The sequence below is a fragment of the Bradyrhizobium sp. genome (assembly GCF_035570375.1).
In the GTDB taxonomy this organism is placed as follows: Bacteria; Pseudomonadota; Alphaproteobacteria; order Rhizobiales; family Xanthobacteraceae; genus Bradyrhizobium.
The window spans coordinates 36,108-49,087 of record NZ_DATMLW010000269.1 but is presented as its reverse complement, the minus strand read 5'-3'; the positions used below and the strand labels follow the sequence as shown (position 1 = coordinate 49,087).

Sequence of the window (12,980 nt, the reverse complement as noted above, 5' to 3'; positions counted from 1 at the left end):
CAACGCCAACTAGCGCGACCGCCTTAATTTCTGGCTATGTTCACCCTCCGCCCCTGGGAGAGAGCAGCTTGAGAGTGGGCCATTCAGTCGCGTTGGCGATCTTTCTCGGTATGCTCACGCAGTCGAGCTTCGGTGAGGAAGATAGCAGGATTGTGGGCACCTGGAGGCTGCTTTCCTATGTCGTGGAAGTTCAGGCGACCGGAGAGAAACTAGCGGTCATGGGAGAAAGGCCCAGCGGCTACGTGACGTTCTTGCCGGAAGGACGTGTGTTTTTCATGCTGACGGGAGAAGGTCGGAAGCCTGCCAAAACAGATCATGAGAGGGCGGAGCTGTTAGACACGCTGGTCGCATATACGGGTGTCTACAGCGTGGGAGGAGAAATCTGGACGACCAGTGTCGACGTGGCTTGGAATCCGGAGTGGGTTGGTACCAAACAAGCCCGCTCCTTCAAACTGGAGGGGGACCGACTCGATGTGTCGACACCTTGGCGGATAATGCCGAATTGGTCCGACAAGGGCATGACACGCAGCATTATCAGCTTCGAACGCTCCAAGTAGCCGGTGCTTCAAGGTGCCATGCACTGAACCTGCTCAAATCACTTCCGCCCGATCGCGGCGGATGCGAAACTTTGGCTTGGCGAAAAGCTAAATTACGACACCGGTTCCGCAATTGGCCGAACCGACCAATGCGATGACGATCGAAGCTCCAATTGGACAGGTTTCCGCAAGCCGTGTGGCTTTTGAAGGTTTTTCGGCTGAAGCCCCAGGCGGGCGAAAGGCCGGCAGGAATTTGCCGAAAGCGAGGAAGCTTGGCGATCTCTCGTACGGGCAATTGACCACTCGCGGCTCACGCACTAGCCTAGAAGGGTAACATGTGCTGCTCAGGGCCGACCACATGGCGCCCGGTGATCTAAATCGCATTGAAGGTGCGTTTGCAGAAGCCGCTGTCGACTGCGGATTGCGGAGTCGCGCCTCAAGCACAACGAGACGTATCGCGACCGCCCATAGCGTGGCTGGCCTCTTCCGTGCCGGTAATGTGGGTGGCTCAGTGTTGCTCAGTGCAAACGCCCGCCGGTTCGCTTGCGCCAGCCCGCCATCGGACGAGCGTCCGTCGCGTCGTGAGCATGTCAATTCAAGGGACTAAAATGCAAGATCAGAATGCGTGAGGGGAGAAATCAAATGCGAACCGCATCCTTGTCGAAAATAGCACTCGCATTCCTGTTTGCTTGCGGCGCGGGAGCGTCATGGGCCGATACGAGCGATGTAAAGGGTCCGGCTCCCATTGTCATTGGAAAATCCGGAAAGCATTGCAAAGACGATCCGCACTGCTTCAATCGGTATCATCCCAGTATCAAACCAGCGGCTACCGTAAAGCAGGATCAGCTTTTCGTTCTTGAAACCCGCGACGCTCTTGATTCCGATCTGACTTTTGCGTCAACCGCTCAGGATGTTGCTGCCGTCAATCTCAATCTCGTCCACCCTCTGACCGGGCCTGTGTACTTTGAAGGTGCCAAGAGGGGTGACGCCCTTGCCGTGACCATCATCGACATTGCTCCAGACGAGTTCGGTTACACCACGATCGTTCCTGGCTTCGGTTTCCTGAGGGACGTCTTTCGCGAGCCCTACATCGTGCACTGGAACCTGACCCGTAACGAGGCCCGCTCAAAAGACCTGCCGGGCATATCCGTGCCGATGAACGCGTTTATGGGGACGGTTGGTGTCCTGCCGGGCAGGCCCGAACTCGAAAAATGGATCAAGCGCGAGAAGGCGCTTGCCGACGCCGGGGGCGCTGCGCTCACGCCGCAACCTGTGGACGCCCTTCCTGCCGATCTTTGCGGCGCCAACGGACCTGGAAAGGATGAGTGCGTCCGCACCGTCCCCCCGCGCGAGAACGGCGGCAATCTTGACACCAAGGAGACCGTTGTCGGAACGACTTTGCTGTTTCCTTGCTTTATCGACGGATGCGGGCTTTTTGCCGGTGACGTCCACTATGCCCAGGGTGGCGGTGAGGTTTGCGGCACTGCAATCGAAATGGGCGCGAAGGTGACGATGCGGGCCAAAGTTCTCCCCGGAATGGCCTCGCTGCTTTCAACGATGCACTTCGAAGGCAGCGAAGGTCAGCTCAAGAAGCTTGCGCCGTCCAGCTTCTATGCCGTCTCCGGGCTTCCTCTTAAACCTGAAGGTCAGCTTCCCCCGTTCTCGACCTATCTCGGTGGGCAAAAAATTGCGCCTCTGGCAAACCTCTCTGAGGATGTGAGCCTGGCCGCTCGCAATGCGACGCTGAACATGATCGATTTCCTGGTAACGACGAAAGGACTCACGCGCGAGCAGGCTTACGTCCTTACAAGTGTTGCCGTCGACCTCAACATCGCCCAGCTTGTGGACGTCCCGAACCTTGGTGTGACGGCAATCCTGAATCGTGACGTGTTCCAGTCCGAACAAAAATGACGAACAAGCTTTGCAGGCGGGCCCTCACGCCCGCCTGCGCTTTCTCAGCCGAACGGCGGTCGATTCTCGCGGGCCTTGTGAGCGCCTCAGCCACGCTTTTTATTCCGGAAGCGCGGGCATTCCCGTTTGGCGGGGCGCCGCGGCCGACAAAAGGTGCTCAGGCTCTGCAACGCACGGATCTCAATCCGGACCGCATGTGGCCGGTTTACCGGCGCTATCATCTGATCATAGTTGGAGAGCGGGGTGACGAGAGAGGGCTGGCCCTCACCAAAGCCTCCACTGACACGCTCGCGCAGTTTCTTCCGGAGTCGCGTGCGCTGCTGGTCAGGGCGGCCGATACCAGACGAATAGGGGTGCTGATTGCAACCGATCAACAGGATCTTGCGGTGATATCAACGGAAGGGGCGAAGGCGCTTTTTCTCGGTGAAACTCCATTCGAGGATATCACGGGCGGCCCGATACGAGCGATTGTCTCATTTGGGACTCATCAAATGGTATGTCGCCCGGATCTTCGTGCGAGGCACGCTTACGTCATAGCGAAGACTCTTTCGGAACATCAGGACAGGCTCGCCGCGACCGTTGCCGCCTCGCACGGCGTGGTGCCCACGCATCCCGGCGCGCGCGCTTTCTTCGCAGGCGAAAATATCCCGGATGAATAGCGGATCGGTGTACGGGCTTTGGCGCCGGCCCGCGAACAAACTGATTTCGGCCAATTCCGTGATGGCGATGAGCAGGGGCGCTGTTGCTCGATTGCTGGCCGGGCCCTTTCTTGCAGCTGCCATCACCGGCGCATTGGCTCACGAGATCATCGATCTGGATAGGGCGAACAAGCTGGTTGCAGTTGCCGATTCGGCTGCAGATCGCGCGAGAAAGGCGTCCGGCCGCGCGAGCGAGGGCGAGATGCTGTTTTCGCTCGGCGAAGCCCTGATCGAAGCAACTGATCTTCTCAATCGTGATATGGCGGCACATGGCGGGGAGTTAACGCTGAACGGACAGATTCTGCTTAAAGGGCTCTCCCAGCGCGATTTGGCCCCTCATTTCGAGAAGGCGCTCAAGCGCTACCTGCTTCCCAGGCAGCAGTTGGAGGCGGCCATCCGTCTTGCGCCTGCCGCCTCTTATGTGCCGCGAGCGCGCTTTGCGCTCGTGAAGGCGCGCTTTTACGAGAGCTTTGCGCTTGATCCATTCAAACCTCTGCGCGCCGATATTTCTGCTATCGAACAAGAGAGCTCCGAGGCCGAGGCGTTAGTCCCCCTGCTCGAGGACCCCGATGAAAGAGAAGAGGCCGCTTTCATCCATGCCGTCGACCTCGCGCGGGAAGTCAAGCTTGCTGGCAAAGCCGGAAATCCGTCGACTGTCGAGCCCAAGGCACGTGCTGCCCTGAGGACCTTTGCCGAGACTTATCCGGACAGCATGCGCGCCGCTTCGGCAAGTGTGATCCTACAAGGGCTTGAACAGGCGCAGCGATGAGAGCTGCTTTCAGTGAACCGCTGAAGACTGCCGGTCATGGGCAGCGGACCAGCAGGTTTTCAGGCCAATTTGTCTTGCGATTTTTATTGGTCCTGCTGGCCGCCGTGCCCGCATATGCGCATGACGCAGGTGTCAGCTCATCCGAGATATCGGTCAATGGCCGCGTTGTTGCGGTCGAGATCAATGCCCTGGCACGCGACTACGAAAAGGCAGCAGGCGTCAGGATTTCGGAAGCAGGATCGGGCTCGGTCAATGCGGTCGCCCTTGCCGTTATGACGCCCGCGCTGCTTGGCTACGTGCGTGGCCACGTCGGGGTGTTTTCGGATGGCGTTCCCTGCGAACCAGACGATGGAAAGGCGTTGGCGGCAGACACGCATGTCACGATAAAGCTTGTGTGGACCTGCCCCAATGACGGCGAGCTTCGTTATCGCCTGAGCCTGTTTCGGGATATCGATCCTTTGGCGCAGCATCTCGCGTCGGTAACGATTGAAGGCGGCAAACGGGATTTCGCCCTGGACAGGAATACGCCCGAGTTGGCCCTATCGGGCGCCGCGCACTCCAATTTTCAGGTGGCAACGCATTTCCTCGCAGCGGGTGTCGAGCACATATTTCTTGGATATGATCACATCGCATTCCTCATCGCGATCATCTTGTGGGCAAACAGGCTCTGGCCTGTGGTCAAGGCGGTGACGGCATTCACGATTGCTCATTCGATAACCTTGTCGCTCGCCGCGCTCGATCTCGTGCGGATTCCAAGTGCGATCATTGAACCGGCGATCGCAGCCTCAATCGTTTACGTTGCGGTTGAAAATTTCACGACGCGGGAAGTCAGCAAGCGGTGGCGCGAAACGTTTTTATTCGGTCTGCTTCACGGCTTCGGTTTTGCGAGTGCATTGGAGGAGCTTGGTCTTCCCAGGGCGAAACTCGTAACGGCGCTGGCCGCGTTCAACTGTGGGGTAGAGATCGGACAGGTCCTCATTGTCGCGGCCGCCTTTGCCTTGCTTTCGGCCATTGACCGCTGGCAGATCTCGGGAGCATCGAAACCGGTCCGCAGCCCGGTTCTTGTTCACGCTGTCTCGTTTGCGATTGTGGTCTTGGGTAGCTACTGGTTCGTCTCGCGAACTATCGCTTCTTAGCTGCGGGGCGTGAGCCGCCGGACGTTTTTTGGCGGCGAGACCAACGACAAATCAGCACTTCGACGTCGACAGCGGTTCTGTTCGAGCACAGGAACACGCCGGTCCGCGCCGCTTTGGGACCAAAGCGGCCTTCGATATCGGTGCGTCACCTGTTGATCCGATTTTTTACTTCCTGTCCGCCGCCTCGCCGCCGATCATGGCCGATCCGGTTCCGTTGCAGCCATTGGCGCCGAAGCGGAGGAATTTCTGCACCCGCTTTCCGGTATCGACTTCGCCGGTGTAGATGTTGCCTTGGCTGTCCAGGCTGACCTGATGCAGCCAGTGGAAATCGCCGGCCATCCGCCCGCCATGTCCGAGCCGGCCGAGCTGCTCCAAATTGTCGCGATTGAGGATGTAGATCGTCTGGTTGGTGTTGTCGCCGATATAGAGGCAGGTTTGCGTCTTGTCCGGCGAGAAGTTCATCGACACGGCCGTTCCCGGCATCACGGGCTGGGTATAGGTGTTGGCGCTGACAAAGCGCTCGGTGAGGAAGCCGCATTTGCCGGCCTCGCCGTTCGGATTGCTGCACTCTTTTCCAAGCGAGGCATCCTTGCCGTCGAACACCTGAATGCGGTCATTGCCGCGGTCGCAGACGTAAATCCTGCCGTCATCGGCGATCTTCACGCAGTGCACCGGATTGCGGAAGAACGCGGGCTTCTTGATGCCCTTGGCGGAATCCTGCGGCCAGGTACCGGCCGCGGCGGCTGCGGCATCGTCGATCGGATTGCTTCCATAAGCGCCGAAATGACCGATATATTTGCCGGTATCGGCATCGACGATCAGGACACGCCGGTTGGCGTATCCGTCCGCGACATAGAGACGATTGGTCTTGGGATCGACCACCATGTCCGCGGGGCGGTAAAGCAGCGGCGTGCCGTTCGCGCCGCCATCCCTGCTGTTGCTGTCGGGGGCGCTGGGCGTGCCGCCGATCCGCATCTTGAAATTGCCGTTCATGTCGAATTTCAAGATGAAGCCATCTCCGCCGGCTTTGTTGGTGGTCCAGGGAATTTCCTTCTCCCCCGGCTTGGCCGCAGGGCCATTGCCGGCGATCCAGACATTGTCCTTCTGGTCGATGTAAGCCGTGCTCGACGTTCGGCCAGATGCAACCGTCTTCGCCTCTGCATTTGCCGCCGATAAAGCCGCGATCCGATGGCCCGCCCCAGGCGCGCAGCAACGTGCCGTCGGCGTCGAACTCCAGGACCGAAGGAGCGGCGCGGCAGCAGTCGGCGCCAAACCCGTTGGCACGCACGAAGCCAAGGCCGTTGAGGGGTTGGCCCTTGGCATCGGTCGCGCCTTCTATCGCGCCTTCGAGCCCGACTTCGTCATCGTTGAGTGTGCGCGGCCGGTTGTAGACCCAGACATGATCATGATTATCAACATAGAGCCCGCCGATCTGCCCGAGCAGCCAGTTGTGCGGCAGCGGCCGCGGCCAGGCGGGATCGACGACAAAATCCGGCGACTTGCCGGTTTTGGATCTGTCGTAGACGCCGGTCTGCTTGAGCAGAAGGTCAAGGATATTGCTCTGCTTGAACAGGCCGGATTCATCGGCCCGCGTCGGGGCAGCCAAAAGACCTGCCATCATCAACGACAACAGCGCGGAGATTTTGGTTGAATGTTTCATCCCAGGCTCTTTTCTTCTCTATCGTTTGAAGAAAAAATCCTCGCCCGCTTCTGCCGACCTGTCAATTCAACCGCGATCGATGTGTCTCATGCAATCGCGCATGGCACGCTCAGAAATCCGCGGAAGCGGGCGCGACCGCCGCGTAACGGTGCGCCCTTCAACGCATAGGCCGGATATTTTTCGACAAACCGCGCGATCGCGATCGTGCCTTCGAGCCGCGCCAATGCCATGCCGGCGCATTGATGCGCACCGGTGCCGAACGCCAGGTGCCGGTTGGGGCTGCGGGTGATGTCGAAATTTTCGGGATCGGAAAATTGCCGGGGGTCGCGGTTGGCCGCCCCGATGCAGAGCGTGACGGAAGTGCCTTGTTCCAGAGTTACGCCGCCGAGTTCGACCCGCTCCGTGGTCATGCGATTGCCGAACTGGTTCGAACTTTCAAATCTCAGGATTTCCTCGACCGCCGTTTTGATCAGGGCAGGATTTCCGATCAGCCGTTTCTTCTGGTCAGGATTTTGCGACAGCGCCACCAAGCCATTGCCGATCAGGTTGGTGGTCGTTTCATGTCCGGCATTGAGCAGGAAAATGCAGTTGTGCAGAAGCTCCTTCTCGCTCAGCCGCTCGCCATTGTCCTCGCCCTGGATGAGCCGCGTGAGCACGTCACGCTCGGGATTGCCGGGTCTCGCGCGGCGCCGCGCCACGAGCGTTTCCAGATATTTCAGAAAATCTCTCACCGCGGTATTGCCGCGTGCAAAGGCTTCCGCCCCGATCACGGGCTCGAGCGCGCCGAGAATCGCGAGCGACCAGCCGCGCAGCGGTTCACGTTCCTCGCGCGGCACGCCGAGCAGATTGCCGATCACCTCGATCGGGATCGCGGCCGCATAGTCTTCGATCAGATCGACGTCGCCCTTTCCGGCGAGTTTTGCCAGCAGGCGGTCGACAAGCGCGATCAGGTCGCCTTCCATTTCCGAAATCGCGCGCGGCGACAGCGCGCCCATGATCAGGCGCCGCACGCTGGTATGCGCGGGCGGGTCGTTGAAGACAAGGCTCGTGGTGTGGTGTTCGTAGAGCAGCGAGGCGCCGTATTTCGGAAAAAATTCCTTTTTCTTGTCCGAGCTGAACAGTTTCGTGTTCTTGTAGACGCTCACCAGATCGTCGTAGCGCGTCAGAAACCAGGAACCGCCCGCCATGCGCTTGACCGGCTCGTGCTCGCGCAGCGCGCGGTAGGTCGGGTAGGGATCGGCATAAAATTCGCCCGAGAGCTTCTCGATATCGAAATTGGCCGCGAGCTCCCGTTCGTTCATGCTGCCAGTTCTCCGGTCGTCTTGTCCGACGTTGGCATCCCATCTTGGCGCGTACTTCCGGCAATGTTAGGAGCTATGCCGTTTTCGCTCTTCCGCAAAGAATGGCCCGCTTTACAATCTCCTGCAATGATAGCCCTGCCGATCGAACGGACACAAAAGAATGCACACCCGTAACGCTTCCTCCGACGAAGCGGCCGATGGCATTGCCTCCTGGCCGGAGGATATTTTTTCGGTTTTGCAGCGTTTCGATGTCCGGCAGGTTCCTTACGTGCCGGATGCCGGGCACTCGCAGCTGATCGAACGCGTGCTGGGCGAACCGTCGATGCGCGCGGTGCCGCTGACGACCGAAGAGGAGGGCATCGCGCTGTTGGCCGGCGCTTGGGCCGGCGGCCAGCGTGGCGTGCTGCTGATGCAGTCGAGCGGCGTCGGCAATTGCGTGAACATGTTTTCGCTGACGCAAATCTTCCGCTTTCCATTTCTGACCCTGGTGACCATGCGCGGCGAGTGGGGCGAATTCAATCCCTGGCAGGTGCCGATGGGATCGGCCACGGCCGGTGTGCTGGAATTGGCCGGTATCAAGGTGCTGCGGGCGTCGCACGGAAGCGAGGTGCGCGAGGTGGTCGAGGCGGGCGCCGGACAGGCCTACAACGCCTGCACGCCGACCGCCGTCCTGTTGTCGCAGCGCCTGATCGGCGCAAAGGTCTTCACGAAATGAGCAAAGCCAATTTTCTCGAACGGCGAAGCGTCGTCTCGGCCCTCTTGAAGGGACGCAAGGATGCCATCGTCGTCGGCGGCCTCGGCGCGTCGACTTACGATATCGCCGCCGCCGGCGACCATGACCTCAATTTCTATCTGTGGGGCGGCATGGGCGGCGCCGTCATGATCGCGCTAGGCGTCGCGCTGGCCCAACCAGCGCTGCCGGTAGTGGTGATCACGGGCGATGGCGAGATGCTGATGGGGATGGGAAGCCTTGCCACCGTCGGCCTGCAAAAGCCCGGCAATCTCACCATCATCGTGCTCGATAACGAGGTCTATGGCGAGACCGGCGGGCAGGCGAGCCATACCGGAGCGAATACCGACCTCGTCGGCGTCGCCAAAGCGTGCGGCATATCGGATGCGCGCAGCATCGCCACCATGGCCGAGATCGAGGCGTTTGCGCCCTCGATGCAGGACGTTTCGGCCGGTCCGCGCTTTGTCAGCATCAAGATCGACAGCGCCAATCTGGAGCGCGTGCTCGCAAGCCGTGACGGCAGCTTCATCGTGACGCGGATCCGCGGCGCGCTCGGGTTCGCCCCGATCTAGGGAAGGTTGTCGCGTCATCATGCAAGAATTTTCGCCAACAGGCGAAGAGCTGCTGAGTCACAGAACCGTTGCATGTTATTGCCGACGCGGCGACGAGCGGGTGTCTCTGCGGGCCCGTAAACGTCACCCGCTCGGCTGGTTTCAGCATTTTACTGAAGCTTGAGTTTGGGTTGGGAACCCTTCGAGCGCCAATGAAAGGCTGGCGAATTCGTCAGCGCGTGCGATGTGCCGCGCTATGTCGGGGTTGATCATGGCGGCATGTGAAATAGGCAGCATATGACCGGCTGCCGGCAGATGCTTGGTCTCGGCGCCGGGGATCGTGGATGCAAGTCGCCCGACCACCCGCTGGGTGAAGTAGGGAGATAATCCGCCGGACACCAGCAACGTCGGCACGCGGATCGCAGCCGCCGCCACCGTTACATTTCGTTCGCCGAGAATTGCCCAGAATTCATAAGCAAGTTTTTCCGCACGCCCTATCATACGTACGAGCGCTTTCGACGAAAGTTGCTCTGTGGGCCCGGATCCGCGCCAGAATACGTGGAATTTTTCGATGGCCTCCGAAGACGACCCTTTCCAAAGATCTTTGCAAACTGCTTGCGCCAAACAAACAAATTGCTCGTACAACCGTCTATCCGATTCGCTCCCCATCAAGATCGTCGGCAACACCGGTTCAATCAGTGTCAAGCTACGAACGCGACTCGCCAACGGCGAGTCAGTCGCAATCTTGAATGCGAGCGCGCCGCCGTAGGAATGCCCGACAAGGTGTATGGGCCCTATAGCTTCGCCAAGGCGATCGCTCAGCAAATCTACTTCCTCCGCCATGGTGGTCGGCAGCAAGAATCGCCCCACATCATTATTTCCATAACCGGAAATATCCGGCGTGATGACCTGATGCTTGCCTGTAAGTTCCTCGGCAAGACGGCTCCATTGATGGCCCGAGCTCAGCGAGCAATGGAGCGCTATCACGGAGCTGGTGAAGCCTGATTCAGTAGCGGCTTGAGTAGAAGTTATCGTCGTATCGTTCCTGATTAGTCTGCCCATTAGAGTTCTCCGGCGGTGAAAGTGAGGGAGCTGATAAGGAGCGTTTCACCGCTTGGTGATCACGACCTCCAGATATTCGCTCGGCACCACCATGGTGCCGTCGCCGGCTCTATTCATGCGCACGATAAGCGCGTGCAGATCGTTCCCGAGATTTTCCTGGCTCGGCACATCCAGTGCTGCGAACGCCTTCAATACCGGGCCGTAGAAGGTCTTGAAGACGTCCAAAAAATGCTCGGGCGATCGATAACGGAAGTTGAACAGGCGCGGCTCGACTTTGATCGAACTGGCGTCGGCTTCGAACATTTCGTTGAGGCGCGTGCGGGTCCCCCAGAGCGCCGGCGATTTGGCGCCAGCCGGAGGCGGCAAGTATTTACCGAGCGTCTTGAAGACCTGTCCGATGAACCCTTCGGGCGTCCAGTTGGCAAGACCAATCTTGCCGCCGGATTTGCACACCCGTAGCAGCTCTGCGGCCGCCTGGTTCTGGTTGGGTGTGAACATCACGCCGAATGTAGACACGACCGTGTCGAAAGCGGCGGTTGCAAAGGGCAGACTTTCGGCATCTGCTTCAATGAAATCGATTGACAGACCTTCCGCGGACGCGCGCGCCCGCCCGCATTCAAGCAAAGCCGGCACATAATCGGTTGAAGTGACCTCGCACCATCTGCGAGCCGCCGCCAGGCTAACCATGCCGTTTCCGGCGGCCACATCGAGTACCTTTGAGCCGGAGCTCAGATCGAGCGCCTCGCAAAGTTCTTCCCCGACAATTTGCAGGGTCGTGCCGACGACCGCATAATTGCCCGACGACCAGGCAGCTTGCTGCCGAATTTTCAGGGCGGCCAGATCGGTTGTCGCGGTGATTTTGGAGTTGCCGGGTTGTCTTGCAGGTGTCGTTGTGGCTTCCATGGTTCCGTCTCCCTTCGAGATATGCGACCCGGTCATGGGTGATCCGACCGGTGAACCCAAAGTGAGCCGGCTCTGACCTAAAAGCTCTGAGGGCTACTTGATTTTGCCCTGAGACAGACTTGATTGTTTCTTGAGGGTCTTCGGGGCCCAGGATTTTTAATGTGCAATTTATATTTTCAAATCATGTACTTGACACTAGCCGACAGGAGTTGAGCTGTGGCGGCGAGGGCGTGCCGATTGAACCGCAGGTGTTCAATCTGTTGCAGTATTTGGTAGAAAATCGCGACCGTGTCGTCAGCAAGGACGACCTTTTCGACAAGATCTGGCAAGGACGAATCGTATCGGAGTCGACGCTGACCAGCAGGATCAACGCGGCTCGTAAGGCCGTTGGCGACAGCGGTAGGGATCAGCGCTTGGTCCGCACCATCTCGCGTAAGGGGTTTCGCTTTGTCGCCGATGTGCGTGAGAGCCAGCCCGAGATGAAGCTTGGCGAAGGTTCGGCAAATCTCTCAAGCAAGGACAATCTCTCGTCTCTCGATCGGCCCGCCATCACGGTGTTGCCGTTCACGAATATGAGCGAAGAGCCCGAACAAGAATATTTTTCAGATGGCGTCAGCGAGGATGTCATCACAGCGCTTTCGAAGCTGCGCTGGTTTTACGTGATCGCGCGCAACTCTTCATTTGCATACAAGGGACAATCGTTTCACCTGAAGCAGATAGGCGAAGAACTTGGTGTCGGCTATGTCGTCGAAGGCAGCGTTCGCAAGAACGGCGATCGTGTACGGATCGCGGTCCAGTTGAACGATGTGACCACCGGGAGTCATATTTGGGCAGAGCGCTACGACAGAAGTCTCGCTGATGTGTTTGCCGTGCAGGACGAAATCGCTCAGGCGATCGTCGCCGCTATAGAACCGCAACTCTATGCGGCTGAAAACTTCCGGGCCCAGCGCAAGCCGCCGGACAGCTTGGACGCCTGGGATCTTGTGATGCGCGCGTTGTCTCACTACTGGCGCGTGACACGGCAGGACAACATGGTTGCCCAGGCGCTTCTGGAGAAAGCCATCAATATCGACCCAAACTACGGTCAAGCGCTCGGCGTGCTTGCCGCCTGCCATACTTTCAGCGCCCACATGGGCTGGGAAGCGATGGTGAAAGCGGTACCGGTCGCCGAACGGGCGGCGCTGGCGGCGATCCGCGCCGATAGCGAGGACGCCTGGGCCCACTACGCGCTTGCGAGCGTCTACCTGTTCAATCGCCGGTTCGAGGATTCGCTCGCTGAATTCGAGCTCGCGCTCGGACTAAATCCCAACTTTTCCCCGGCCAGGGGATATTACGGGGTCGCGCTGACCTATTGCGGGCGATGGGGAGAGGGTGACCGTGCCGCGCGGCATGCGCTCCGGCTCAGCCCACGCGATCCGTTCGCCGCGATCTATTGCGGCGTTGCCGCCTATTCGCAATTCGTCGGGCGCAACTACGAAGAAGCGATGCGCCTGTCCCGGGAAGCGTTGCGGCATCGTGCCGACTTTGTCGGTGCACATCGGGTGCTAACCGCGGCGGCCGCGGCGGGCGGATTCGATGACGTTGCAAGCGCAGCGCTGAAAGAATTGCGGCGCGTGCAGCCGGACATATCACTTGAGTGGATCTCCAACGAGATGCCGTTCAAGTACGAAGAGGACCGCGTTTGCTATCTGGACGGCTTTCGTCGCGCCGGCTTGCGTTAGCT

13 protein-coding genes are annotated in these 12,980 nt (G+C 59.3%); 9 read left to right on the top strand and 4 right to left on the bottom strand.

The window, feature by feature from the left end; translation table 11 throughout:
* Positions 1–74 precede the first annotated feature (74 nt).
* From VNX23_RS29765 to VNX23_RS29745, 5 genes are all read left to right on the top strand, one after another.
* Complete coding sequence (locus VNX23_RS29765; RefSeq protein WP_325635310.1) at positions 75–557, top strand: lipocalin-like domain-containing protein; 483 nt, start codon at positions 75–77, stop codon at positions 555–557.
* A 621-nt stretch (positions 558–1,178) separates the two neighbouring features.
* Positions 1,179–2,447, top strand: a complete 1,269-nt coding sequence (locus VNX23_RS29760) for an acetamidase/formamidase family protein (RefSeq protein WP_325635246.1) — start codon at positions 1,179–1,181, stop codon at positions 2,445–2,447.
* 194 nt (positions 2,448–2,641) lie between these two features.
* Positions 2,642–3,106, top strand: a complete 465-nt coding sequence (locus VNX23_RS29755) for a hypothetical protein (protein ID WP_325635245.1) — start codon at positions 2,642–2,644, stop codon at positions 3,104–3,106.
* A 58-nt stretch (positions 3,107–3,164) separates the two neighbouring features.
* Positions 3,165–3,914 (top strand): hypothetical protein, encoded by a 750-nt coding sequence (locus VNX23_RS29750; RefSeq protein WP_325635243.1) that lies wholly within the window; start codon positions 3,165–3,167, stop codon positions 3,912–3,914.
* A 74-nt stretch (positions 3,915–3,988) separates the two neighbouring features.
* Positions 3,989–5,050, top strand: coding sequence for a HupE/UreJ family protein (locus VNX23_RS29745; protein WP_325635241.1), 1,062 nt, complete (start codon positions 3,989–3,991; stop codon positions 5,048–5,050).
* A 165-nt stretch (positions 5,051–5,215) separates the two neighbouring features.
* Here the strand turns inward: VNX23_RS29745 and VNX23_RS29740 are convergent, their stop codons facing one another.
* Positions 5,216–6,055 (bottom strand): hypothetical protein, encoded by an 840-nt coding sequence (locus VNX23_RS29740; protein WP_325635239.1) that lies wholly within the window; start codon positions 6,053–6,055, stop codon positions 5,216–5,218.
* 115 nt (positions 6,056–6,170) lie between these two features.
* Between VNX23_RS29740 and VNX23_RS29735 the strand changes: the two genes are divergently transcribed.
* Complete coding sequence (locus VNX23_RS29735; RefSeq protein ID WP_325635237.1) at positions 6,171–6,701, top strand: hypothetical protein; 531 nt, start codon at positions 6,171–6,173, stop codon at positions 6,699–6,701.
* Positions 6,702–6,796: 95 nt separating this feature from the next.
* Here VNX23_RS29735 and VNX23_RS29730 read toward each other — a convergent pair whose 3' ends face one another.
* Positions 6,797–8,011, bottom strand: a complete 1,215-nt coding sequence (locus VNX23_RS29730) for a cytochrome P450 (RefSeq protein WP_325635235.1) — start codon at positions 8,009–8,011, stop codon at positions 6,797–6,799.
* A gap of 160 nt (positions 8,012–8,171) precedes the next feature.
* Here VNX23_RS29730 and VNX23_RS29725 point away from each other — a divergent pair, with 160 nt between their 5' ends.
* Together VNX23_RS29725 and VNX23_RS29720 are read left to right on the top strand one after the other, a co-directional pair.
* The gene (locus VNX23_RS29725) at positions 8,172–8,726 is read left to right on the top strand and encodes a phosphonopyruvate decarboxylase (protein WP_325635233.1); all 555 of its coding nucleotides are present in this window, start codon (positions 8,172–8,174) and stop codon (positions 8,724–8,726) included.
* Positions 8,723–9,313, top strand: a complete 591-nt coding sequence (locus tag VNX23_RS29720) for a thiamine pyrophosphate-dependent enzyme (protein ID WP_325635231.1) — start codon at positions 8,723–8,725, stop codon at positions 9,311–9,313. Before VNX23_RS29725 ends, VNX23_RS29720 begins: the two co-directional genes overlap by 4 nt.
* A gap of 141 nt (positions 9,314–9,454) precedes the next feature.
* Here the strand turns inward: VNX23_RS29720 and VNX23_RS29715 are convergent, their stop codons facing one another.
* Together VNX23_RS29715 and VNX23_RS29710 are read right to left on the bottom strand one after the other, a co-directional pair.
* Positions 9,455–10,354: an alpha/beta hydrolase gene (locus VNX23_RS29715; RefSeq protein ID WP_325635229.1), complete on the bottom strand. Its 900-nt coding sequence runs from the start codon at positions 10,352–10,354 to the stop codon at positions 9,455–9,457.
* 45 nt (positions 10,355–10,399) lie between these two features.
* Positions 10,400–11,257 (bottom strand): class I SAM-dependent methyltransferase, encoded by an 858-nt coding sequence (locus tag VNX23_RS29710; RefSeq protein ID WP_325635227.1) that lies wholly within the window; start codon positions 11,255–11,257, stop codon positions 10,400–10,402.
* A gap of 161 nt (positions 11,258–11,418) precedes the next feature.
* Here VNX23_RS29710 and VNX23_RS29705 point away from each other — a divergent pair, with 161 nt between their 5' ends.
* Positions 11,419–12,978, top strand: a complete 1,560-nt coding sequence (locus VNX23_RS29705) for a winged helix-turn-helix domain-containing tetratricopeptide repeat protein (protein WP_325635225.1) — start codon at positions 11,419–11,421, stop codon at positions 12,976–12,978.
* Positions 12,979–12,980: the final 2 nt, after the last annotated feature.